Below are 25,100 nucleotides of genomic sequence, written 5' to 3' on the forward strand. Positions count from 1 at the left end.
TTTTTAAATCTTCAAATATTATTCAACCTGAATTCCGAGGTATTTTAGGTAGGAATCCAATATTTTTTTATCAAATACCGGTTCCTGAATATCTGAGCCTTCCAGAAACTGAATGACATTGGAACAATCCCATACATAGGTATTCTGATAAAGCTCTACAGTGGATAACCCTTCGTGCATATTGTCCCTGAAAAGACTCGTCAGTGGATACAACCTATTTTTGCTGTCATCTTCCCATTGTTTTCTCCATTCTTTATAAGGAAGATCTTTCAGCGTGAAAGGATAATATTTTTTCATAAGTCCAAAGAAATCTTCCAATGTAAGATTGGTTTCCGGGCGGGCAATCAGGTTGAATTTTTTGCCTATCGCTTCTTTATTCTTTGTAATATGAGCCATAGACTTCGTCATATAATCTACTGTGATAAGACCTTCTCTAAGTTCTGTCAATGCCGGATAAGATTTGAATTCTATGCAGTTTTTCACCAATCCAGACCACCATTGATAAGATGCACTGGCTCCCGTTTCACTATGGCACATGGCATAACCAAGACGATAAGTAATCAATGGCAGCCCTTCTTTTGCTGCTAAATCTGCGACTGCTTCCATTACCCATTTGCTTCTTACATAGCCTATATCTTTACTTACCGACATCAGGTTCTGTTCGATATCATCAGATTCAAGCATCACTGTTTTCCCTGTAAACAGATGTCCCCAACTATACACTGAAATGGTAGATAATAAAGCAAGACATTTTGTTCTTTCTGCTCCTGCCAGTTTTATGATTTCTCTTAATCCTTTTACATTCGGGGCTTTCATATAAGAATAAGGTTCAATAAAGTTTACTGAACTTCCTGAATGGTAAATCAGATCGGTTTGCTTTGCTAATTTTCTGAATGTTTCTTCTGACAATCCTAATGAAGGCAATGCTAAATCTCCAATTACAGGGATAATTCTTGATTTCTGTTCTTCTTTTTGAGGGATATGGTATTGTTTAAAACATCTCTCAATTTTTTCCATCGCGTAAAATTCATCCTGCGCTCTTACGAGGCAATAAATATCAGCAATTGTCGTATCCAGAAGTTCCTGTAAAAGATGAATCCCTACAAATCCTGTAACTCCGGTTAGAAATATTGTCGTTGGGTTTTCTATCTGTTTAGGATCAAATCCTCCCGCAAAAATAGTTCCTGGGGCAAGATAAACGTCTTTCTGCAGTTCGACATATGGTTCCATATCTTCCATGGGAAGAGCTTCCCTGGTTTCTCTGGCTCTTTCTATAAGCACTTCCGATAGCTGCTGTAATACCGGATATTGATAAACATCCCTGAGATACACTTTTACATCAAGCTTTCTTTGTAATGTGACAGCAACCGTTGCCACCAGCAAGGAATTTCCTCCAATATCAAAAAAGTTATCTGTGATATTAATCACAGGACGTTCCAGTGCTGAAGCCCAAACATCTACGATAATTCTTTCGGTCTCATTAGTTGGTGGCTCAAATGAAATAAGTTCTTTAGCTTCTTTATCGGCCAGATCTCTTAGCGACTGAGTATCTGTTTTACCATTTGCTGTTACGGGAAATTTATCTATAAAAATAATCTGTGCAGGGATCATATAACCCGGAAGTTCTTCTTTCAAGGCATTCCGGACTGATGCAATATCTTTTTCAGCTTCTGGTTTTAGAACAATAAAAGCAATAAGATATTGAGTACTCCCTTCTGTTTCTCTACTGATGACTACGGCTTCCGTGATATCATCCTGCTGAACCAATGTACGTTCTATTTCTCCCAATTCAACCCGGAATCCACGAATTTTCACCTGATTATCTATTCTTCCTAAAAATTCAATATCGCCATTCGGCTGCCATTTCGCCAGATCTCCGGTACGATATAATTTTTCCGTTTCATTAAATGGGTTGGTAATGAATTTAGATTTTGTGAGTTCTTCATTATTAAGATATCCTTTCGCTAAAATATTTCCGCCGATGCATAGCTCTCCAACCGCTCCCAATGGTAACAATTCCATATTTTCGCTTACAATATAGGCTTTGGCATTGGCAATAGGTTTACCTATTGAGGAAATATATTTACCATTCGTGTCTTTCACTTTTTTGAAAGTAGCATATACTGTACATTCGGTGGGACCATAATAATCTACCAATTCGTAACTTAATTCAGAAGTCAGCACCGGTTTTAGCTTTTCACCACCGGTAAAAAGATATTTTAATTTCAGATCATTATAATTTCGGGTACAATTGACTACAGATGGAGCCAGAACAGATGGTACGAAACCGTGTGTAATCTGATTTCTTCTATAGTAATCTACCAACGCGTGAGCATCTGTCCTATCCTCATTATCTGCAATACAAAGAGTTGCTCCGGAGGTAAGTGCCGACCAAGTTTCCCATACCGATATGTCAAATGCCAATCCTGCAACAAGGGTCAACTTTGAACTGTGATCCACATGGAAATGATGATTATGCCATGTTACCAGATGCTGTATCGCCTGATGGCTTACCATTACTCCTTTCGGCTTTCCCGTTGAACCCGAAGTATAAATTGTATACGCCAAATCATTCTGGTGAATGTTAGTTTCCGGATATTCTGAAGGTAAGTCGTTAAGATGATCCATACTGCTCAAATCCAATACTTTTACCTTTTCTTTTTCAGATAAAAGACCCTGAAGATTTTGATTGGTAATGATTATATCAGAAGCGGTATCTGAAAGTATATATTCCACTCTTTTAACGGGATAGGCAGGATCTATTGGAACATAGGCTGCTCCTGTTTTAATAACTCCAAGCACCGCAACAATCCATTCTAAGGAACGATCCAGCCAGATAGGAACATACTTTCCTTCTTTGATACCCTGGCTCAATAATGTATTGGCAACCTGATTGCTTCTTTGGTCTAACTCTCTATAAGTGATCTCCCGATCCTCATAAATAACGGCAAGCTTATCGGGATGAAGTATTGCCTGTTTCCGGAAAAGAGACTCCAATGTTTCTTCATGGTGATAGTCCCAACCGGTTTTATTAAATCCATTTAAGAGCTTTTCTCTGTCTTCAGCTGACAGCAATATAGCAGCACCTATGGATAAGGTTTCGAGTGAGGGAATTGTATTTGACATTTTAATAGTGTGATTTGGTTAAAAATTTTGTAGTCAATAAATTTCTTTCTCTGTGAATCTGATTTTAAACTATAAGAAAAGATGAAACATCAGGGCATAAGCTATAGGCACAGTTTATTTACTAAATGTGTTTTCATAATAGATTATTAAAAATCTGATTTACAATGATTTTAAATTGATCCACTTAATAAGCAGAACCGTAAACAACTTGAAAAACGTTATTTATTGCAATCGAAAAGTAGGAAGAATATATTTTCATTATTCTTCAGAAGTTAGATCTACCCCCCTACACAGTGTTTAAGATTTTTATTTTCATAATGTAATATTTTAAATAATTTGGTAATCAAACTTAACATAATAAATTAGACCAATTGTTACATAATTACTATTATTTGCCACAATCGCGAATTGACATTCTAGAATAAAATATTGAATTTTAATCTATTACAACTATAACATTCAATATCAATCCACCTATCGATCAAGGTATGGGAATAATCTTTAAATTTGCAAGAAAGAAAAAAACACTTCATTTTAATATGGATCACAAACTGAAGAGAGAGCATGGATTTATACATATTCCATGTCATGAGCTGGATATTTTTATACTTTCTGACGGGTATTTTGGTATTGGTTACCATCAGCCGATTTTAACACCCGGTATTCCTCAAAACAAGGTAAAAAATGAGCTCCGAAATCTTTATTTATCGGACTCTTATTATGAAGCACCCATTAATGTAATGCTTGTCAAGAAGGCCGACCGCATTATTTTAATAGATACCGGAGAAGGGTTTTATGATGAAGAAAATGCAGGGCAACTGCTGCACAGCCTTGCGGCGGCTGGATTTGCACCTGAATCCATAACGGATATTCTGATTACACACGCCCACAGGGATCACATTGGAGGAATTCTTTCTAAGAATGATGAGATGATATTCCCGAATGCGAATTATTATATTTCACGTCAGGAATTCGATTTCTGGATAACTAATGAACCCGATTTTCAGAAAAGCAAAAACCCGGAAGGAGGAAAACCAAGTATTCCATTGGTGAGAAAAATCCTTTCCATCATTGGTAGCCGACTTACAACATTTGAAATGGGAGATCTTCTGTTCTCGTGTATTCAGACACAGGCTGCTCCAGGACACACTCCAGGACATATTATTTATACCGTAAATGATGGAGATATTTCAATCACCAATGTAGTAGATGTCTTCCATTCTCCCCTGCTTATTGCAAAACCTGACTGGGGAACGCAGTGGGATATTGATTTTGAAACAGGTGTAGAAACCCGTAAAAAGGTTCTGGAAAATTGTTATAATAACAGAACACTTATCTGCTCCGCTCATCTTCCATGGCCAGGGATTGGGTATATTAATAAGGTGAATGATCAGTTTCAATGGATTCCAAAAGTTTACAACCATCCTTTTTTAATCAATCTTAAAACAGATCTTGAAATAACTACATAGATAATTTCAGAAATAGAAGTCCTGATCAGCCATTCCAAAACTCCCGGTCAAGACTTCTATACTGTATGGCTTCGGAAATATGAGAAGAAAGGATGTTTTGAGATTCTTCAAGATCTGCAATGGTTCTGGACACTTTCAGGATTCTGTCATACGCTCTTGCCGAAAGGTTTAGTTTCTCCATTGCTAATTTTATGAGATTGAAAGAGGCCTCATCCAAACTGCAAAATTCTTCAATTTCTTTGGGGCCTATCTGAGCATTGCTGCTGATATTGAGGTTCTGATAGCGTTTATTCTGAATGTCTCTCGCTTTCAATACCCGTTCTCTAATGTCTTTGCTTTTTTCTCCTTTCCTTTTTTCAGAAAGCTGTTCAAATTCTACTTTCTGGACTTCGATATGAATATCAATCCTATCCAGAAGAGGTCCCGAAATTTTATTCATATACCGCTGCATCTCATAAACAGAGGATGTATTGTTAGGATCATCCGGAAAGAATCCGCTCGGACTGGGATTCATTGAAGCGACGAGCATAAAACTTGCCGGATAGTTTACGGTAAACCGGGCTCTTGAAATAGTGACTTCTCTGTCTTCTAAAGGCTGTCTCATTACTTCCAGTACTGTCCGTTTAAATTCAGGCATTTCGTCCAAAAATAGTACCCCGTTATGAGCAAGAGAAATCTCTCCGGGTTGCGGGTAGCTTCCCCCTCCTACTGTAAATTAGCAAAGAAAACGAGAATATTTACGCGATATTGAGCTTCATTCTCGTCTACTATGCTGAATAAATTGCATAGTAAATAAGAATAGTTTAACTTTTAAGCTAAGTAAATGCGAATAGTTCAGAATAAAGTGAGAAAAATTGGCTTAAAATATCGATCATTATCAGGACGCTTTTATAGTGTAAAAAATAATTCGGAAGTAATATTCGAATCCTCATTGGAGCGGGATATGATTATGATGATGGAAATGGATAATTTTGTCCATAGCTATTATGAACAACCTGTAAAAATCATTTTTACAGATAAAACAGGAAAAAAGCGAAGTTACACTCCTGATTTCTTGATGCACTATCATCCCGGGCTCAAATCTGAGGGTTTAAAGCCATTGCTTATCGAAGTAAAATTTAGGAAAGATCTGAGTGAAAACTTTGCTAATTACAAGGAAAAATTCAGAGCTGCAATTGATTTCTGTAAAATCAATAACTACGAATTTAGAATTATGACGGAAAACGAAATCAGAACTCAGTTTTTAGAGAATGCATCCTTTCTCTATCGTTATAAAAAAGATAATCAATTAGATTTTGGTCATCCTGATGTAGAACTTTTATTGAAGATAATGTGTAACTTACAGTATACAACTCCAAAAAAACTAATAAATTTATCAGCACAAGACAAAGCAAAGCAACAAGAACTGATCTATGTACTATGGTACTTAGTTTCCAGGAATATAATTTGTTGTGATTGGGACTCTCCAATTAATATGCATAGTGAAATATGGATTGATGATTTATTTGCAAACAGATATGACAAGGAATAGCAAATGAATAATATATTAAACGTACAAGAAGGCGCTAAAGTACTCTACAAGGGTTTAGAATGCAAAATTTTCCGCGTAATTGATATCAAAAGGATAAGCATACAAGAAATCGCTACAGATATCATCCATACTGTAAGACTTGAAGAAATATCCCTTCCCTTAAGCAACAAACAAAATGTTCGAGACTTTATTGATTTTACAAAAGAGGAATGGGATAAAGTTCAATTTAGATATGATATTATTTCTCCTATCCTTAATAATAAAGGGGATTCTAAATTAATACTTAGAAAAGCTAAAGAAGCCAACGTTCACCGTTCTACCCTCTATAGATGGATTAACTGGTTTGAATCAACTGGTCAAAAATATCCATTACTTGGAGATCGTAAAACAGGCGGAAAAGGAAAATCTCGTTTAAATAAAGAACAAGAGGAAATTATAAAAGAGTCAATAGAGGAAGTTTATCTCAATCCATTACGGAAGTCAATTTATGCCGTTATAATTGATATAAGTAGAAAATGTAGAGAAAGAGAAGTTCCCCCCCGCATGAATCAACTATTCGTAGAAGAATACAAGCTATTTCAAAAAAGGAAGCTATAGCAATGCGATATGGAGCTAAAGTTGCAAAGGATAAATTTGCTCCTTTGCGAGGATCTTTCCCTCATGCAAACACCCCTCTATCTGTTGTTCAAATTGATCATACTCCTGTTGATATTATTCTTGTTGATGAAGTTTTCCGAAATCCTTTTAACCGCCCACATTTAACCCTAGCAATAGATGTCTTCAGCAGAATGATTGTTGGTTTACATTTATCTTTTGACCCTCCTGGTGCAGCCGGTACGGGAATATGCATTTCAAATTCAATATTACCTAAAGAAATGTACCTTGAAAAACTTAGCATTAGTGGAGAATGGCCATGCTGGGGAGTAATGCAGACCATCCACGTAGACAATGCAAAAGAATTCAGAGGGAATATGTTGAGAAGAGCATGTGAGAATTATAATATAAATCTTGAGTTCCGTCCTCCTGCAACTCCGGAATACGGAGGTCATATTGAAAGACTTTTGGGGACATTGTCCAAAAAAATTCATGACCTGCCAGGAACTACATTCTCCAATCCACAGCAAAAAAGCACTTATAAATCCGAAAAGCATGCTTCATTTACTTTGGAAGAATTTGAAAAATGGTTAGTAACCTATATTGTTAATGTATATCATAAACAAATCCACTCAGGTATAGGAATGTCTCCAGAGAAAAAATACCAAATTGGAATTGAAGGAGATGAAACGACTATAGGAACCGGAATTCCCCCAAGACTCCTAAATGAAAGAAAAATAAGATTGGATTTTATGCCTTATTATGAAAGAACTATTCAAAAATATGGCATTATTATCGATCACATATACTACTACTCTGATGTTTTAAAAAATTACATTAATATAAAAAACAATAAATCTTCTGTTTCCCCCAAATATATATTTAGAAGAAACCCAAAGGATATCAGCACTGTTTATTTTTATGATCCGGAAACGAATGAATATTACGACATTCCATATCGAAACTCAACATATCCACCAATCTCAATCTGGGAATATAGAGCTGCAATAGAAAATTTAAAAAAGCAAAATATAAATGATATAGACGAACAAAGTATTTTTGATGCTTATCAGAAGTTAGAAGAACTAGAAATTAAATCTATTAACTCTACCAAGAAGATGAATAAAAAATCAAGACGCATTCTCAGCAAAAAATTTAATACAAATAATGATTTTTTAGATGAGATTATTAAAGGAATAGAACCACCCACTTCAAAACAATCACCTCAAAAGGAACAACCTCGTTATACAGACTATAGTTATTTAAAACCTAATGTAAATTTAGATGATGAAGCATTTAACTCTTAGGACCAAAGAAGCTGCACAATTAAGCAAAGAGGAAAGAATCAATTACCTACTTAAACCTAAGTGGATCCCTTATCCTCGTGCCCAGAATATTATCAAGAAAATGGAAGATATGATGAGCTATCCTACTGTTGACAGAATGCCAAATCTTCTAATTGTTGGTCAGACAAATAATGGTAAAACAGCCTTAATTAGACATTTCGAAAAAAACAATGCTCCATATATCAATAAACATGATGAAAAACTTGTTTTACCAGTTCTTCTTATCCAGGCTCCACCGGAACCTGATGAAAGAAGCTTTTACAACAAAATCCTTGAAAAACTAAATGTACCTATCGTTAACAGCGAAAAATCTGATAGCAGAAGAAGAAGAATCGTATTTTTTTTCAAGGAAATGAATATTAAGCTTTTAATTATTGATGAAATACATCATGTTCTTTCTGGAAGTGCACATAAACAAAGATTGTTTCTTACTGTTCTAAAATACTTAAGCAATGAATTAAGAGTATCAATAGTTTGCGCTGGAATTTTAGATGCATTTAATGTTATACAGTCAGACCCACAGCTTTCTAATCGTTTTGATAACAAAATGCTTGATACATGGTTGGAAAATGAAGATTATTATCAATTACTGGTTAACTTTGAGGCTCTTTTACCATTAAAAGAACCTTCCATGCTTATTGAAAATTCTATTGCCACAAAGATTCTTCAACGTTCTGAAGGTTTAATTGGGGAGATCACAACCATATTAACACTTGCGTGTAAGCTTGCAATAGAAACCGGAAGAGAAAAAATTACTCATGGAATTTTAGATAGTATAGATTATACATCTCCCCAAGATCGTAAAAAATCATTTAGAAGATTTTCATAATTTAAAGCTCACAGGCATTTAATTTCTTTATATATTTGCTGCAACATATAATAAAACGTAAAGCGTAAGCTATCGTATTGGACAAAGAAAACCGCTAATTTTCAAAAAATATCCAAAATTCGATAGACTTACGCCCATGTCATATATTGGCGTGGGCTGAGTCTTTTTGGATATTGGGTTCTTAGCGGTACCTCTTTGTCAGATTGATGTCAGTTCCACGCTTTCTGTTTTTCTTAAGAAAGATTACACGCCAATATTATGAAAACAATTTACCATGCATCTTTAAGCATCCTTCTGGTATCAATACTTAGCTGTAATAATGCTAAAAAAGAAAATACTTCAGATAACCCTTCATCCATTCAAAAGCTAATCAATCCTGCTGACGATCTTTTAGGATTCTATTCAACTAAAAAAGACAAGATCAAAGAAATTGATTTTAAACTCGTTAAAGAGTCAGGGAGATACATTTTATATAATTACAATAAAAATAAAAGTTCCTGGGTCTTGTACACTGAAATGACACCTATTTCAGGAGAGGATACTAGAGCATTTGTAGGGTTCTCAATATTTAAGAACCTATTAAACGACACAGGTCTTTATAGTGATAAGACCGGAGGTATGGGCTTTTTTAAAATAAAACAAGGAGCTGAAGTCCGTACAACCTGGGCTTCGGGAAAATCAGCTTCAGAATATCTTTTAATATCCTCTAACGGGAGTGCAAAAAATGCGTTTAAAGTAACTCAGTAAACACCTTAAGTTATTAAATGGTTTTTGTACCAGACCTCCAAAAAGATGTTTGGGGAGGTTATATCCCTCCCTATAAAGATGAAATATTCTCCAGTTGGTTTTTTAGACTTTCTCAAGCTCACTTATTGAAGAGTCACAGTTTCAGTAAGGCCGTTTTGAAAGGTTACTCAATGTGGAACAGAGATAATGATTTGGCAGCTAACGAAGATTTAATTCAGATACTAGCAGACAATACCCCCTTACATACAACAGAAATTAATAATCTTTTTTTAAAGAGTTATGAAGGATTCCTATATGAAAAACTTAATATTTTCGGTTTTACAACAGGAATAATTCCACTTAAAATTTACCATAGAAAGAGAAAAGGGAATAGTATCATGTACTGCCCTTCTTGTCTTCAAAATAAGCCATATTATAAAAAGCAATGGAGGATTTTCTATTCTATAGCCTGCACAGAATGCGGTGTCGAGCTTAATGATCATTGTACACAATGTAAAAATCCGGTAACATTCCACCGCTTGGAACAAGGATACAAGTATGAAATCCTTCGAATTCCTCTCAACCATTGCGCTTATTGTGGTTATGACATTTCTCAAAACCCTATCAGAGCCAGTAAAATACAGTTAATGTTTCAAAAAAAGATTAATTTTTATCTAATGAAGGGATTTACAGAAAATTTGAATTATTCGCATCTATATTTTAGCATGTTATATAAAATTTGCTCCTTAATAAGCAGAGAAAATGACCAATGGGGGCGCCTTCGAAAAGCTTGTTGTATAGAATTTGGTCATCTACCGGATATTAAAGACAAACCATTTTATCTTACTAACCTTGAGGGCCGTAAGGAGATTATTTTATTATCACATAGGTTAATTCAGGATATCGACCTTTTAGAAAAAATAATAAAAAAATACAATGTAAGATTATCAGAATTTACCAAAGATAAAGAGATTCCTTTTTACTACCTTAATAAATTAAAATCTGCAACATAATTCGTACAGTATTATTAATTACGGGTTTCCGTAATTATAGATGTATAATGATTACTATCTTCGTTGATTAAAGTACATATTTGTTTAATGTACGTCAAAATATAATTTTATATTTATTTCTATAATAACAAAAATATGGTTGAGCAATTAGACTTTTTAAAGTGTTACTACAGACCTGCCTTTTTTCAAATTAAAATTGATTTACCTGTAGATTTAGGTAACTTACAAGAGGCTACAGATGCCACTCTTTCTTTATATCTACATGAATACATACATTTTATTCAAGATCTTTCAACTATTTATGGTCTTATGAATATTTCAACTATAAACTATTATTTACAAGATTGTGCTGCCCGAATCTCAAAACAGGAAGAAAAAGGTTTTGAAGTACCTCAAAAGCTTGTTAAAAGAGACGACTTTGGCTATTTAAACTTTAATTTGAGTCCAATATATCTTGGTAGTGATATCAATCCTAAATATAAAAAGATAACATATTTATCCTACCAAAAAGAACAGAAGAAAGTAGATAATAATGATATAGACACAATCATTATTTATTTTAGAGATGAAATTTCTGGTGTAGAAAAAAAAATCTACTTAGGAGGAAAGATAATAACTGAAGGAATGGCCTATTTAGCAGAAAGGTATATCTATGAAAAAATATTAGCAGAACAAAATATAAATATTCCCGTTGACGAGTACCCTTATTGTTTAGTAGAGAAAATAGCTAATTCTATCTATCCTGAAATTGCGGAAGATATTATTCTTATTGCAATATGTGATTGTTGCTTGATGACTTATCACCCAGGATTAAGTTTCATTAGAGCTATTACCTTTTTAAAACAACAGAATTTTATAGAAAATAATGCAGACAATCCCGATTTTATTGAAGAACTATATTCAATTTTGGAGGCATATTTAAAGGGAAGTCATGTTTCATTCGAAGTTATTTTAGAAGATGTAAGAGCCTCTATTAAAAAAAGTTTTAAAGCTGATATCTTAGAAGAAAACAACCAATGGATAGATATCATATTCAACAGGATTAAGTCTGCCCGAACAACTAGACCTCCCTTTATCGTTGATTTTTTACAATTTGGAGAGTTAAAAAACAATCAATTTTTTTCAATAGTTCATAAGTCACTAGGCTCACCACTAGTTTTAAATAGTGAAAATATTGCTACAATTACCTTACCTACAGGATTTACTCCTACTAGCTTTCATCCATACTTATTTTGGGCTATTAATCAGACGTTGAGAATTTTTTCGAAGCCTACAACCTCACCATGCGAAATGAAAGATTTTTGTAAAAAAAGTAACAAAATATCAGATCCTAATATTATTGTAGATAAAAGATGCGATACAGAACCATGGACCCGTTATAACGATCGAAATTTATGTCCCATGGGAATAATGTGGAAACATTGGGGATTATCAGGCTATTTTCCAATCTATAAATAAGAATAGATTAAAATTTTATTTTTAATTTATTAACTTATGAAAAAATTCACGAAACGATTATCACAAAATTACATATAAAAAAAACTAATAATTAATGCAAAAAAAATTTAGCATAGATGCACGCGCTCTGATTCATTTGGGCCGTGAGAGTATAAAAAACCATACAACAGCGTTAATTGAGCTTGTAAAAAATTCCTATGATGCTGATGCTAATGTCGTAGAAATTGACATAAATACAGACCCTCAAAATAGTTATGTGAGAATTTCTGATGACGGAGATGGAATGACAGAGGATGACATAGACAATAAATGGCTTAGAATCGGTTTCTCACATAAAAAAACAGAAAAATCATCAAATACTAAACAGCGCAGAAAAACGGGAGAAAAAGGAATTGGAAGACTATCTGCTGATAGACTTGGAGAGGTTTTAGAAATAAAAACAAAAACAGATGAAACTGAGATCTTCGGGTTAAAAATAAATTGGGAAATGTTTAATCAGGATGGACTTGACCTAACTGACATTCCTATAGATGTAATAGATGAACCAGATTTACAGTTACCAAGACTAGCCAGAAAAGAAACTGGTACAGAAATGTTAGTGTATAACCTCAGAGAGAACTGGACATTTGAAAATATTGAAACCCTTTACAATGAGCTTTCAATTTTATCTTCACCCTTTGCAGACGTAGAAGACTTTGAAATTTTTTTAACTAATGATGTAGCTAAAGAATTTAATGGTAAGATCAAACCTCCCCAACAAGTAAGACCTGAAATTGAAATAGAACTAGATTATGACGGGGAATCCTTTGATTTAGCTTATTCTATACGAGATAGATCCAGTGAAGAGGAATTTATTGATGTAATTAGCTGGCAAAATTTAATGCAAAAAGTAATTGATCCTTTCAATTACCAATTTACAGATAAGCTCCTGTGTGGGCCTGTTAAAATAAAACTATTGTTATACCCCAGAACGAAAGCTTTAGCGGAAGGTACAGATTTCACATTAACAGAACTTCGCGAATATGTTAACAAAAATGTTGGCGTAAAGATATATAGAGACCAGATAAGTGTAAAACCATATGGATTTACAAATATACAGCATGGTGGTGATTGGCTAGGATTAGCGGAAAGGCATTCTAGAAACCCAGCTGGTGTAGATAGAGAAGGCTACCGTGTATTGGGAAGCCAATTAGTTGGGGCAATTTTTATTGAACGGGACAAAAACCCTTTACTTACGGATAGTGCTTCAAGGGAAGGTCTTGTAGAGAATGATGCCTTCTACGACCTGCGTGCATTAACATTAGGAGCATTAGCTCTTTTAGAAAACAGGAGGCATAAATTATTTAAAGATCAAAAAGGCACCCAAAAACCAAAAACACCTTCAGAAAAATCGGACATCTTTAAAAGTAAAATTGACAATGTTAAAAAAGATGTAGATGTGATTAAAAATACAGCTAATATTCCAGATGAAGTTAAAAATGCTGTCGACAATATCGAAGAATTTATAGACCTATCTCAAGAAACATCTGTTGCTCTGGATGAAGTACTTAACCATAATCGCGTTTTAACAGGATTAGCTACTTTAGGAATATCCTCAGCGGTATTTGCTCACGAAACTCAAACTGCTATTACCGGGTTTAACAGTGCGGCAAAAGTTGCAAGAGACTGGTTAGAATACCCCAATCAGGTAGCAAAAGTAAAGAAAGAGTTGGATAAGGCTATTGATTATGGAGATCAAGTGTCAAGTTGGGGAGCTTTTGCATTAACGAGAGTCCATACAGAAAAAAGAAAAAAAGAACCCAAACAAATTGATGATATAATTGAGAAAATATTAAAAGACTTGGAAAAGGTTTTCTTAGCAGTAAATATTATTGTAGAGACTAATATATCACCAGTAAAGGCAAAAGTTTTTCCAATGGATATTGAATCTATAATATTAAATGTGCTAACAAACTCCTATACTGCCTGCCTACAAAAACCTGCCGATCTACGAAGAATTGTGATTGACCTAAGTGAAGCAGAAAGAGAAAATATTAAAGGATTTAATGTAACAATATCAAACTCGGGACCTTTTATCGACGAAAGTTTATTAGAATGGATATGGAAACCATTAAATACGTTAAAAAAAGATTCTGAAGGAAAAGAGACTGGTACTGGATTAGGACTATTTATCATCAAATCGACAATTGAATCAATTAAAGGTAAATATGAAGTACTTAATAATACAGATAATGAAATGGTTGATTTTAATTTTTGGATTCCTTTAAAATAATCTTATGGCTGGAATTTGTATAATTGATGACAGAGTAGACATTCGAGAAACTCTGCAAAATAGGATTGAGCTTATTTTTCTACGTAATAATTTAAACTGGCATGTTATAAGCAATGATCCTTTTTCCGACAAAATGGAATACTTAAACTTTATTAAGGAGCATGATATTGCCGTGTTAATTTTAGATGAAAGATTACATGAGTCAAGTGGTAGCAACGGAAGCGTTAGCTACAATGGAAGCCAGCTGGTAACTTTTCTAAGACAATATTTAAAAAGTTTTCCAATTTATTCAGTAACAAGTTTTCACTTAGACAATGATTTAGAAAATCAATTCAGTGAATTTGATGAAATAATAGCCAGAGATACTTTCTACGCAAAACCAGAAGAATATGTAGCTAGATTTATTCGAGCCGGCCAAAGGTTTCATGAGGCAAACAGTGAACAATTACTGAGATTATCTATTCTATCAGAGTTAATTGCAAAAGGCACTGCTACAGAGCAGGATTTAGCAGAGCTTAGGGTTGTTCAGGAAAATTTAAATATTCCATTTAGTGATTACGGCTTCTCACATAGAGAAAATTGGTTAAATGAGTACGAGAGTAACATTAATGAGTTATCTACTCTTAGTAATGATATTTCTGAATTTTTAAAACAAATTGAGGATGTGGAAAAGGATACCTAAAGAAGTGTCAACATGCCCTACAGAAGGGATATATTCAGATTGGAAACCTAATTTATCGGTAGAAGGATATCATCAGTGTGTTTATTGCTTTGTTAGTGAGACATATTTTGGCGGAATAAGAAATTTTCACGTAGAACATTACAGACCCAAAAAGAAATTCGAAGAATTAACTAACGATTATAAAAATCTCTTTTATGCTTGTTCTATTTGTAATTCTTTTAAATCGGAAGATTGGCCTAATGAACCTAACGCGGAATATGATATTGCTTTTTATCCTAATCCATCTGTAATTGATTACTCTGAAATTTTTGAAATAGATGCTAATTCATTTGATATAACGGGAAATAATTTTACATCCCGATATTTAGTTAATAGACTATTTTTAAATAGAAGACAGCTTATTGTTTACCGCAAAAGTAATTTTGTTGAAGAAAAATACAGAACAGAAATAGAAAGAGCTGGGCAAATAAAGGAGTTATTATTTCGAAAAATAGAACAGCAGAAAAATCCTACTCAATGTGTGGGTTATTTGCGTAAATTTGAAGAAATATTAAATAGACTTCAGAGTGTCTATAGAAAAAAGAAACAACCATTCCTTATACTCGTGAAGACATAACTAAGACGTGAATAATAAGAAAAATACAGGATCATATTATACACCTGCATATTTAGCTTCTTTTATAACTAAAAGGGTAATAAGAAATTTATCCTCAAAAAAGTTTGAAATTTTGGAGCCGAGTGTAGGTGATGGCTCATTTATAGAGGCATTGCAGGAATGTAGCGAAAAAGATATTTCTGTAACGGCACTCGACATCAATAAGAAAGAGCTTCAAAAAGCATCTACAAAGTGGATAAATAATAATTCTTTTATTCATCAAAATTTTTTAGACTTTGCAAGTGTAAAGAAGTTTTCTGCTATCATAGGTAACCCGCCGTACATCAAAAAGAAACTTCTTACTGATGAGGATTTACTTAAAATTAAAGAGATCCATTTCAATTCAAATTTAACTGAAAACTCAATTAGTAATATTTGGACAGCTTTTTTAATCAAATCAATTTCCTTACTTAAAAGTAATGGAATAATTTCTTTTGTTTTACCATCTGAGCTTTTACAAGTAAAATATGGAGAGGAAATCAGAAGATTTTTAATTAGTCAGTTTGAGCGTATAGAAATTTTCACTTTCAATGATCTTATGTTTGAATGTAAAGGGCAAGATACAATCGTTGTTATTGGATATAAAAAGCATAGAACAAAAGGACAATATTTTGTTAATATTGAATCACAAGAACAGCTAAATAACAACAATTTTTCACTTCAGAAAAATGATATTTTAGTGCGTAATGATACAAAATGGTCGCATCATTTTCTGAATGAGAGGGAGCTCAATGTAATTGTAGAATTAAAAAGGAATCTCAACGAAATAAAGTATTATATTGAGTCAAAGCCCGGCATTGTAACGGCTGCAAATGATTTCTTTATTGCAGACTCAGAAACTATAGAAAAATATGATTTAAGAAACTTCGCTGTCCCTATCATTAAAAGGGGTCTATATGTTAATGGTAGCGTTGTTTTTGATAATAATAATTTGAGACAATTAAGCGAAAATAATATTCCTACAAACTTTATCTACATCAAAGAATCTGATCAATTATCAGATAAAGCAAAAGATTATATAGAAATTGGAGAACAGCAAGAGCTACATAAAAGGCATAAAACTTCAATAAGAAAAAAATGGTATGCTGTTCCAAACGTAGCCTCTGCTCCTAAAGCTTTTTTCTTTAAAAGATCTCATTTATATCCAAAGCTTGTAAAGAATAATTCTGATGCCTACGTTACTGATTCTGCTTATAAAATTGAAATGAAAGAGAACTTCAATATTAACAGTTTTATATTTTCTTTTTATAATTCTTTAACACTTTTGTTTGCAGAATTAGAGGGTAGATATTATGGCGGTGGAGTCCTTGAACTTATTCCTAGTGAATTCAAAAAATTACCTATACCCTTTATTGATATTAGTGAGGAAGATTTCAACGAATTTGTTATAAATTTTGAAAATAAAAGAAATATTGAGGAGATTCTGGATAAATATAACTACCGAATATTAAACCAAGCTTTAGGATTAACCCAAATAGAAATAGATCATATTGAGATGATCCGAAGAAAATTAGTTGATAAAAGAACGAGAAAATAATCATTTCAGATATAAAAAATAAACCAATTTGTTTATTTTTTATATCTTTTTCTTTTAGCAATAAATAGTATCATTTGACTTAGAAAATTTAAAAGCAAGAATCTTGTTTATTTAAGGCAAGAACTAACTACTTATAATTGCCATAATTCTCTCAAATATTTTTTCTGACTCCTTCTTATAAAAATCATAATCAGCATTATTATCCACACCTCTATTGATCGAAACACCAAATTCCATCCCTTCAAAAGCATAATTACTTTTTCTCCATGGCAGCCAACTATTGAAATTATGATTTTTAACCGAATCAATGACATTCTTCAGTTCTTTTTCTGAATAACGAGACAATGTTATATGATAAATAACTTGAAGTCGTTGCCCAAACGCATCAATAAAATACACGAATTTATCAGTATCTTTTTTGTTAATTTCTACAAAATCAATTCTTGTATTATCTCCAAGTACATAATAAAATGAATAAACCTTAAAATCATCAAACTCCATAGTAAAGACCTTTATAACTTCTTTTAAATAAGTTTTGGTTTTCTCTTCATTTCTGCTATTATTATCACTATTTTCAGTATTCTCAGTACTCGTTTTTATACTTCTCTTTTTACTGTCTTTCTCTCCGTTTTCTGGATGCAGACTATCTCCGTCTGAGATTTTATTTTCAATAATAATTTTATCAGTTATAAGTTGAACTGTGGATTTTCTATCACTATACTTTTCAACAGGAATAATATCACCAAATCGTTTTTTTTCTTGTATCATATTCCTTGGTTTGAAAGATGAATTTGAGGGATATGAACCGTAAATTTCTAATGAATCTATTGCTGCTTGGTTTTTAATACTTGGTCTTCCTATAGCATCCTCAGGTTTTCTCAGACCTTTTAAAGAATACTCAATGTCTGGATGGTATTCAATCTTATCTACAGTAAATAAATTTTTCATACTAGATCCTTTGGTTTCAAAATCTAAAATCTCCTTAATTAAAAAGATTCCAATACCATATTTATCTTTAAAATAATTTCCTCTCACTTTCAATTTTAATTCTGCATCAATAGGAATTTTGTAATGAAAGGGAATCTTATATGGATTATGATAAACAGATCTCAAATTTTGATTAAATGAATTATATAGAGCCTTTATTAATTGGTCATTTTTAGAAAATAGAAAATTACTTGCCGCTGATAAAACATTATCATTCTTGCACTGTTCCCACTCATAAAAAAATTTCCCGATTTTCAACCCATCCCGATATTCTATATTTTCTCTATTATAATTTCGGAAAATATATTTCAAATTGATACTATATAACAAATTACTAAAATCACTTTCCAGAAAGTAAAAAAATTGGCCTATAACACTTGCTGGCAAAATAATAACGTTCTTTTGTGAAATCACTTTCTCATTATCTTTCTTATCATAATCAAATAGATCGTAATATAGCATTCCATCTGAAGAGCAATTTAAAGGGAACGAATCTCCCAAATTTAAAAAATCCAAGTGGTTGTAGACTTTCATTTCCAACTTATCTGGTTTGGTTACAATATTCCATTCTAAAGTTTTTAACCGTTTTTTTTTAATTCCTCTTCCTTCAAGGTCAAATTCATCACCAGCAGTGATATACATCATATATTGTAAAGGATACGGATTAACTATCCTATCACCAAAAATATATTTTTCAAGCATGAGATCATAGATCACATGTACAATTTCAATCTTAACCCAAATATGATGATCTGAGTGCTTAAAACACTCCAAAAAGTCTGTTATTAACCAGAACCCATTATCTTTGTCTGGAACGTCAATATTAACCCTTATACTCATTTAATATTTTCCATAGGATCATGTTAAACAATAGGCTAAGCTTTGATAAATTACACTCTAGAAGGTATCCAACAAAATTATTTTTCTCTTTATAACTTGTTGAAAGATCTATTCGCCTTTTAGTGTAGGGCCCATTCCCCAAACTGACAGATAATAATAAAAGATTACTCTCAGTAGAAAATTGATTTGATTTTTTCTTCATATTGTAATTGGATATTGTGTAATTGATTTTGTTATCTTTGTAATACAAATAGCCGAATAGACTAAGAATTTTTTCTTAATCTTCAGCGATATAGTTTAAGATCCACTTAAGTGTTCCTGCACAGTGGATTTTTTGTTTAACAAATATATTAAGTTCATCAATTACTACAAAAATATAGTCCGATTCTTATAATCTGTTTTCAAAAACTAGAATTTAATATTTGAAATTAGCCTCAAGAAGCTAAAATACTTACTTTAACAAATATCAACATTAAGAAGTAAACCCTTCTTAAGATTCAGCTAATTTATTGTTGATTCAGAAACACAAGCCTACAAAGAAGTAACAGTATCCTTGATCTTAAATAGTATCCCGTTCCATACAAGGGAACTTAATATGCTCTTGGTCCTACTAAAGATATAAACAATGCTAATAAGAGATAAAATAGTGTGATAATAGAAGTGTTAATTTTAAAATTAACACTTTTGGATGGTATTGAAACATTTTGTACCTTCGTTATCGAAGACAAAGTCTCTCGCTCAGCGAGGGGCTTTTTTTTTGCGCCCTATAAAAACTAAAATTTGGGTTGAATGTAATATTAATTTTTATGAAAAGTGTTAAACGCTGTATACTTTTTCCGGGACAAGGTGTATTACACAAGTATATTTTTTAATGCTTTAGAGAAAAGTTGAATATTAATAATAAATATTTTTTACATATGGAAACATTTTTAATTGTAGTAGTAATAGGATTGTTCGTCTTATTCACAGTAGGAATTCTCGGTAAGAGAAAATTTAAAGGTTCGATAGAATACGAATCATTTAAAATGGGAATAGAGGCAGAGGATTAGCCTCAATAAAAAGATTAGGCAGAATTATCTGCCTAATCTTTTTGCTTTAATTTTAATCCGCCATGTAAATTGTAAGGAGGCCTTCTTATTTTTTTAATTTCTTTTTAATTGAAAGCTTCTGATTCCTAAGAAAATTAAAATTTATCTAGTTCGATATGGTCTTCCTCAAACTCTTGTTCTGCTTTACGTAAATCAAAAGCAGACTGTAATCTAATCCAAAAGGCAGGATTTCCTCCAAAAACTTTAGAAATTCTTATGGCCATAATAGGAGTAATTGCACTCTTTCCATTAACAATATTTGATAATGTAGGCCGAGTAATACCCAAATGTTTAGCAGCCTTATCGACTGTCAAATTATTAGCTTTAACAATTTGGTTCAAAAGGATTTCTCCTGGATGCGTATTGTGCTTTATACCACGAGTTAAACTCTTCATAATTCTTTTATATTTTTATACAATTTACAATTATAAATAAAGTAAATACATCTTAGTTGCCTCTAAAATTTATTTTTGATTATATAGAATATATATATTAACTTTGATAAACTAATGACAACAAAAGTATTACATATCAATAAGCCAAGTAAAGACGCTCTTAATGTTTTTATGAGACTCCGTATTGAAAAAGAGGAAAAAATAAGATCTGTAAAAGAATCTAATCTTTATAAGACTTTTAAAAAGATATAATAATTGGAATTAGAAATTCTCTTTGAAAAAAAGAAGGGAATAAATATGTATTACATTTCTCTTCTTTCAACGGTACACCAACAAATACAACCAATGGTAGATATTCCTTTAAGAATCTCTGAATAATTGCACAAAAAAAACTTACAATTTACAAATGCCAGGAATTCTCACATTTCTGGCATTTTATCACACAAATATTGCCTTTAAATTCTAAATAATCAATTTTTAACTATAAAATTTGTTTTTAATAATTGCATAGTGTATATTTGCACTATACAATTCAACAATAATTAAATCATAGCACGAACCATGAATACAAAAAAATTGATGACACGGTATAGGAACCGGAATTAAAAATTATTGTTATGGCTATAGCCCACATTAAGCATAAAGGCTTATATAAGTTATTCGTCGAAGGAGACGGAAGTAAAATTCAACCACACTTGGTAAAAAAATTAAGTTTATTACTTATTGTGATTGATACTATGGAAAGTATTCCTGAAGATCTGGATAGACTTCAACATTTGGACCCCCATAAATTAAAGGGTAAGCTATCTGAATATTGGTCTATCTCTGTATCAGGGAATTACAGATTATTATTTAAATTTGATAATGATACTCAAACAGCATCTCATCTTGATCTGGTGGATTATCATTAATCATAAGAGTTTTATTATATGGCAATCAAAAGACACAAAAGTCTATATGTCCACCCTGGTACAATATTAAAGGATTTAGTAATTGAACCAGCTGAATTAAGCATAGGTGAAGCAGCTAAGCATCTAAAAACAACAAGGCTGACTTTATCTAATATTCTAAACGGTAAATCTGGAATTTCACCAAATATGGCGATCAAAATCAGCATTGTTTTTGGTGGAAGCGCTAAACTGTGGGTTAAACTGCAAAGAGAATACGACCTTTTTAAGGCCGAAGAAGAATTTAATGAAGAGTTAAAAAGGTTTTCACACCAGGACTAATAAGGATTATAGTGTAAAACATGAAACTCTTTCCACAATCAATTACTCTAAAAAAGATAAGGCTTCTCTAAGTGAGAGGCCTTATCTTTTTGTTTTTTTCCTTCAGTTATTTTACACAAATGGGTAATTGTTCACTCTTTTTATTATCGTGAAATTTGAAGACACATAAATCATTATCGAACTGACTATAAAAAACTATTATTAAATAAATATCAATTTTGTAAATTAGAAAAACAAAACATAACCATAATTAAATTAACAATAAAAGCAGAATAGAATCATTATCCCTACCTATCCACATATTGATAGTAAACGCTAATTTACCTAGCATAGAGTATAGAACGAACAGCTGGCCACATTAAACCAATACGCTAGCAGTTAACCGGACCAGAATCAATACCTGGCTTTTCGATTAATATTTTATTACCAACAAAAACAAAATAATCCCTAATGAAAACTCGAACAATCACATTACTATTGATTGCTTTATCTCTCGTTGCCTGTGAAAGCCAAAAAGAAAAGGAAAGAGAAAAGCTAAAGGAATTCACAATATCCCAAAAAGGCTACAGTATAACTAAAAGCGCAACTCCTTTCATCGCTATAACATCTTACAGTATATATTACAACCCATTATCAAATGGAACAGTTAAAATAACACTGGAAGATGGTTCAGCTTATACCTCCAAAAATTTAGAAGGAAGCAATATTTCTGCAGTTATTTTACTGCTAAAAGACTCCCGAACAGTATTCGATACTAATAGAAAAGAACTCGCCATTAGAGAAGCCATTGACAAATAGTAAAAACATAAATCATGAAAATAATAACTTTTATAGTACTTACTTTACTTGTGTCCTCATGTAACGCAAAAAAAACAGTATTTGCTGGACAAAAGGTCTACAAATATGTGAATAGACAGGGACAGGAAGACGGCAAAGATCAGATTATTGAGTACACTGTAACCAAAAAATTCGCTACAGTACTTAATGACAGAACAACCCGGTTTGAAATACCTGAAAATATTAAAGAAAACATTTCCCAAACAGATATCGTTGACGTAGAACCTGAAAATGTTGTGCTATATAAAGGGATGGAAAATATTTATTATACTTCTGAAGTCAGAAAATTTGCTAATAACAAGTATTTTGAACAGAAACCATTTCACTTCTACTATAGTAAATTTTCACTTACCGCTCTGACAGTTCCATTAAAATTCCGAAAAGGAATTGGTGATGAATTGTTAAATCCTCCAAATGTGGAGACTGGATTTAATGTGAATTTTGCTCCTGCCTACAGATTGAACTATAGCAGCTTTAATCCTTCAAAAAAATTTCTGGGCTCCAATATAACTAACTATTCAATAACTTTTGGCGGAATATTCGGTATTGGCGGAGTGGATCTAAAGACTAAATCAAATGCTCCAGGTCTTATCTCTGATAGAAAGTCAGCAGCTTTTACATATGGTGGAACTGTTATTTTCGGGCTTAATTCAATAGGGTTAGGCTATGCATTTGGATTTGACAATGTATTGGGAACAGGTAGGAAATATTGGGTATATCAGAATAAAATCTGGCATGGTATCATTGTATCTGTAGACTTAATAAAATAAATCTTTTGAAAATCTCAACCTTAAATGGATTATTTTCTATAGAAAAGAAGATTTTGGAAAAGATTTTAAGAAAAATGGAATTGAGAACTATGCTTAAGGTTTATGGGCAAAAAATTCTAGTTTTTGCCAGTGGGAATAAAAGCAGTTAGAAACCTAACTGCTTTTATCATCATTAAGAATCTCCTTTATTAAAGCAAGTTTTTTATCATCTATCCCCAACTTTTTTATACTTTCTAAAATATTAGTTTTTGGTTTAATTTTGGTAAGTATAGAAAGTTCATCTTTATAAGAAAGGAAAGGTTCATAAATTTTATGAAAGGTTTTTCCAATAGCTCCCTGAAACATAACTAATTTTGGATTTTTTTAATATTTAAACCATTTTTCAGCGTATGCTTAGAGGCAATACCCGGATAAGGATCTGAATTGGTATTTGAAAGAAGAGATAAAACGTATTAAAAATATTGCAATGATTGAATTCCATCTTTTCTGGCTTCTCCAGAAAAATAGTATCTAAATTATTTCTTATTATGTTTTCAGGTAAATATAAATTTTATTCTCGTTTACTTTGATAATATTCGCATTTACTTTGAATATTCTCGTTTACTTTGAAAATTAACACCTACTAAAGCAACATCAGAAATCGTGTGGTGTGGCGATCTGAAGGGACGAACGGTCATTAATGAGGCTTCGGTTCCTATCTTTCCTGCTACAGAATGAATTTTGGTGGTTTCTAGTGCTTCTCTCAATGTTAATGGCGGTAAAATACCGGGAACTCTTTTAGCCAACATCGTCTTTCCGCTTCCGGGAGGTCCGATCAAAATGATATTATGGCCGCCTGCTGCTGCCACTTCCATCGCTCTTTTGGCGGCTTCCTGACCTTTAACTTCAGAAAAGTCAAAAGGAAAGTCGTTGATTTTCTCCTGAAATTCCTTTCTCGTATCCAATATAACTCTGTCCAGAGGCTTTCCTTCATTAAAAAAGTCAATGACCTCTCTGATATTCTCTATACCATATACTTCAAGATCACTTACAATGGCCGCTTCTCTGGCATTTTGCTTTGGGAGAATAATGCCTTTATAACCTTCTTCTTTGGCCTGAATAGCAATTGGTAAAACGCCTTTAATAGGCTGCAGACCTCCATCGAGAGACAGCTCCCCCATAATAATATAGTCTTTAATATTTTCTGCCAGTATCTGATCTGAAGCCGTTAAAATACCGATTGCAATACTCAGGTCATACGCGGAACCTTCTTTCCTGAGATCTGCCGGAGCCATATTAATTGTAATTTTTTTCCCGGGAATTTTATATCCTACATTTTTTAAGGCGGCAGAGATTCTATAACTGCTTTCCTTAATAGCATTATCGGGAAGACCCACCAGGTGGTATCCTATTCCACCGGTATCTACATTCACTTCAATTGTTATAGTCTGGGCAGCTACTCCATGAATGGCACTTCCATAAATTTTGATCAGCATGGTGTGTTTTTGAGGTAAAAATAATCAATATATTATTTTGAAAATCTGAGAGTTACTTTAATGATTTTCTATAGAAATAAGTATATTTAAAAAGATATCAATAAAAGAGCATTGAGAGTTGATTTTCAGAGCGATCAGGCCTGCATAAGAGACTTATTCCAAATTATTTTTGGACGAAACATTATGCAAAATATTCTATCACTTTCAAGTCAGGAAAAATATTCCTTCCCTATAATTATCT

Annotated in this window: 20 protein-coding genes and 2 pseudogenes; 16 read left to right on the plus strand and 6 right to left on the minus strand. The window is 32.6% G+C overall.

The genetic code is table 11. The features are described 5' to 3' along the window. Positions 1 to 18: 18 nt before the first annotated feature. A complete protein-coding gene (locus LF886_RS00645) occupies positions 19 to 3,126 on the minus strand; it encodes a non-ribosomal peptide synthetase (RefSeq protein WP_236852198.1) in 3,108 nt (1,035 codons plus the stop codon). Positions 3,127 to 3,665: 539 nt separating this feature from the next. Here LF886_RS00645 and LF886_RS00650 point away from each other — a divergent pair. Then, complete coding sequence (locus tag LF886_RS00650) at positions 3,666 to 4,595, plus strand: MBL fold metallo-hydrolase (protein WP_236852199.1); 930 nt, start codon at positions 3,666 to 3,668, stop codon at positions 4,593 to 4,595. A gap of 25 nt (positions 4,596 to 4,620) precedes the next feature. On the opposite strand, the pseudogene LF886_RS00655 reads toward LF886_RS00650, so the two are convergent. Continuing rightward, a pseudogene (locus LF886_RS00655) lies at positions 4,621 to 5,304 on the minus strand (YifB family Mg chelatase-like AAA ATPase); the annotation flags it as partial. A 135-nt stretch (positions 5,305 to 5,439) separates the two neighbouring features. On the opposite strand from LF886_RS00655, the gene LF886_RS00660 reads away from it, so the two are divergent. The 11 genes from LF886_RS00660 to LF886_RS00710 all read left to right on the plus strand — a co-directional run bounded on the left by LF886_RS00660 (position 5,440) and on the right by LF886_RS00710 (position 17,238). Continuing rightward, complete coding sequence (locus LF886_RS00660; RefSeq protein WP_236852200.1) at positions 5,440 to 6,126, plus strand: TnsA endonuclease N-terminal domain-containing protein; 687 nt, start codon at positions 5,440 to 5,442, stop codon at positions 6,124 to 6,126. Positions 6,127 to 6,129: 3 nt separating this feature from the next. Next, positions 6,130 to 6,723, plus strand: coding sequence for a hypothetical protein (locus LF886_RS00665; RefSeq protein WP_236852201.1), 594 nt, complete (start codon positions 6,130 to 6,132; stop codon positions 6,721 to 6,723). Positions 6,724 to 6,725: 2 nt separating this feature from the next. Continuing rightward, positions 6,726 to 8,027, plus strand: a complete 1,302-nt coding sequence (locus LF886_RS00670; protein ID WP_236852202.1) for a Mu transposase C-terminal domain-containing protein — start codon at positions 6,726 to 6,728, stop codon at positions 8,025 to 8,027. After that, positions 8,005 to 8,895, plus strand: a complete 891-nt coding sequence (locus tag LF886_RS00675; protein ID WP_236852203.1) for a TniB family NTP-binding protein — start codon at positions 8,005 to 8,007, stop codon at positions 8,893 to 8,895. Before LF886_RS00670 ends, LF886_RS00675 begins: the two co-directional genes overlap by 23 nt. Before the next feature lie 258 nt (positions 8,896 to 9,153). Beyond that, on the plus strand, positions 9,154 to 9,642 hold the full coding sequence (locus LF886_RS00680; protein ID WP_236852204.1) for a hypothetical protein: 489 nt from the start codon (positions 9,154 to 9,156) through the stop codon (positions 9,640 to 9,642). Positions 9,643 to 9,659: 17 nt separating this feature from the next. Then, positions 9,660 to 10,634: a TniQ family protein gene (locus LF886_RS00685; RefSeq protein ID WP_236852205.1), complete on the plus strand. Its 975-nt coding sequence runs from the start codon at positions 9,660 to 9,662 to the stop codon at positions 10,632 to 10,634. A gap of 135 nt (positions 10,635 to 10,769) precedes the next feature. Continuing rightward, the gene (locus tag LF886_RS00690) at positions 10,770 to 12,092 is read left to right on the plus strand and encodes a hypothetical protein (protein ID WP_236852206.1); all 1,323 of its coding nucleotides are present in this window, start codon (positions 10,770 to 10,772) and stop codon (positions 12,090 to 12,092) included. Between the two features lie 94 nt (positions 12,093 to 12,186). Further along, positions 12,187 to 14,364 carry an ATP-binding protein gene (locus tag LF886_RS00695; RefSeq protein WP_236852207.1) on the plus strand — a complete coding sequence of 726 codons (2,178 nt, stop codon included), beginning with the start codon at positions 12,187 to 12,189 and terminating at the stop codon, positions 14,362 to 14,364. A 4-nt stretch (positions 14,365 to 14,368) separates the two neighbouring features. After that, positions 14,369 to 15,046, plus strand: a complete 678-nt coding sequence (locus LF886_RS00700) for a hypothetical protein (RefSeq protein ID WP_236852208.1) — start codon at positions 14,369 to 14,371, stop codon at positions 15,044 to 15,046. Beyond that, a complete protein-coding gene (locus LF886_RS00705) occupies positions 15,027 to 15,662 on the plus strand; it encodes an HNH endonuclease (RefSeq protein WP_236852209.1) in 636 nt (211 codons plus the stop codon). Before LF886_RS00700 ends, LF886_RS00705 begins: the two co-directional genes overlap by 20 nt. Before the next feature lie 7 nt (positions 15,663 to 15,669). Next, entirely contained in the window at positions 15,670 to 17,238 is a 1,569-nt protein-coding gene (locus tag LF886_RS00710) for an Eco57I restriction-modification methylase domain-containing protein (protein WP_236852210.1), read from the plus strand. A gap of 123 nt (positions 17,239 to 17,361) precedes the next feature. On the opposite strand, the gene LF886_RS00715 is transcribed toward LF886_RS00710, so the two are convergent. Beyond that, positions 17,362 to 19,065: a hypothetical protein gene (locus tag LF886_RS00715; protein WP_236852211.1), complete on the minus strand. Its 1,704-nt coding sequence runs from the start codon at positions 19,063 to 19,065 to the stop codon at positions 17,362 to 17,364. 1,183 nt (positions 19,066 to 20,248) lie between these two features. After that, on the minus strand, positions 20,249 to 20,548 hold the full coding sequence (locus tag LF886_RS00720) for a HigA family addiction module antitoxin (protein WP_236852212.1): 300 nt from the start codon (positions 20,546 to 20,548) through the stop codon (positions 20,249 to 20,251). A gap of 617 nt (positions 20,549 to 21,165) precedes the next feature. On the opposite strand from LF886_RS00720, the gene LF886_RS00725 reads away from it, so the two are divergent. The 4 genes from LF886_RS00725 (at position 21,166) to LF886_RS00740 (ending at position 23,384) form a co-directional block, all read left to right on the plus strand. Further along, positions 21,166 to 21,459 carry a type II toxin-antitoxin system RelE/ParE family toxin gene (locus LF886_RS00725; protein WP_236852213.1) on the plus strand — a complete coding sequence of 98 codons (294 nt, stop codon included), beginning with the start codon at positions 21,166 to 21,168 and terminating at the stop codon, positions 21,457 to 21,459. A gap of 18 nt (positions 21,460 to 21,477) precedes the next feature. Then, a complete protein-coding gene (locus tag LF886_RS00730; RefSeq protein ID WP_236852214.1) occupies positions 21,478 to 21,777 on the plus strand; it encodes a HigA family addiction module antitoxin in 300 nt (99 codons plus the stop codon). A 450-nt stretch (positions 21,778 to 22,227) separates the two neighbouring features. Further along, complete coding sequence (locus LF886_RS00735) at positions 22,228 to 22,575, plus strand: hypothetical protein (protein ID WP_236852215.1); 348 nt, start codon at positions 22,228 to 22,230, stop codon at positions 22,573 to 22,575. Between the two features lie 14 nt (positions 22,576 to 22,589). Further along, on the plus strand, positions 22,590 to 23,384 hold the full coding sequence (locus LF886_RS00740) for a hypothetical protein (RefSeq protein WP_236852216.1): 795 nt from the start codon (positions 22,590 to 22,592) through the stop codon (positions 23,382 to 23,384). A 153-nt stretch (positions 23,385 to 23,537) separates the two neighbouring features. Here LF886_RS00740 and LF886_RS00745 read toward each other — a convergent pair whose 3' ends face one another. Beyond that, positions 23,538 to 23,729 (minus strand): hypothetical protein, encoded by a 192-nt coding sequence (locus tag LF886_RS00745; RefSeq protein WP_236852217.1) that lies wholly within the window; start codon positions 23,727 to 23,729, stop codon positions 23,538 to 23,540. 272 nt (positions 23,730 to 24,001) lie between these two features. Next, a pseudogene (locus LF886_RS00750) lies at positions 24,002 to 24,859 on the minus strand (YifB family Mg chelatase-like AAA ATPase); the annotation flags it as partial. Positions 24,860 to 25,100 lie beyond the last annotated feature (241 nt).

Origin of the sequence: Chryseobacterium sp. MEBOG07 (assembly GCF_021869745.1) — a bacterium.
In the GTDB taxonomy this organism is placed as follows: Bacteria; Bacteroidota; Bacteroidia; order Flavobacteriales; family Weeksellaceae; genus Chryseobacterium; species Chryseobacterium viscerum.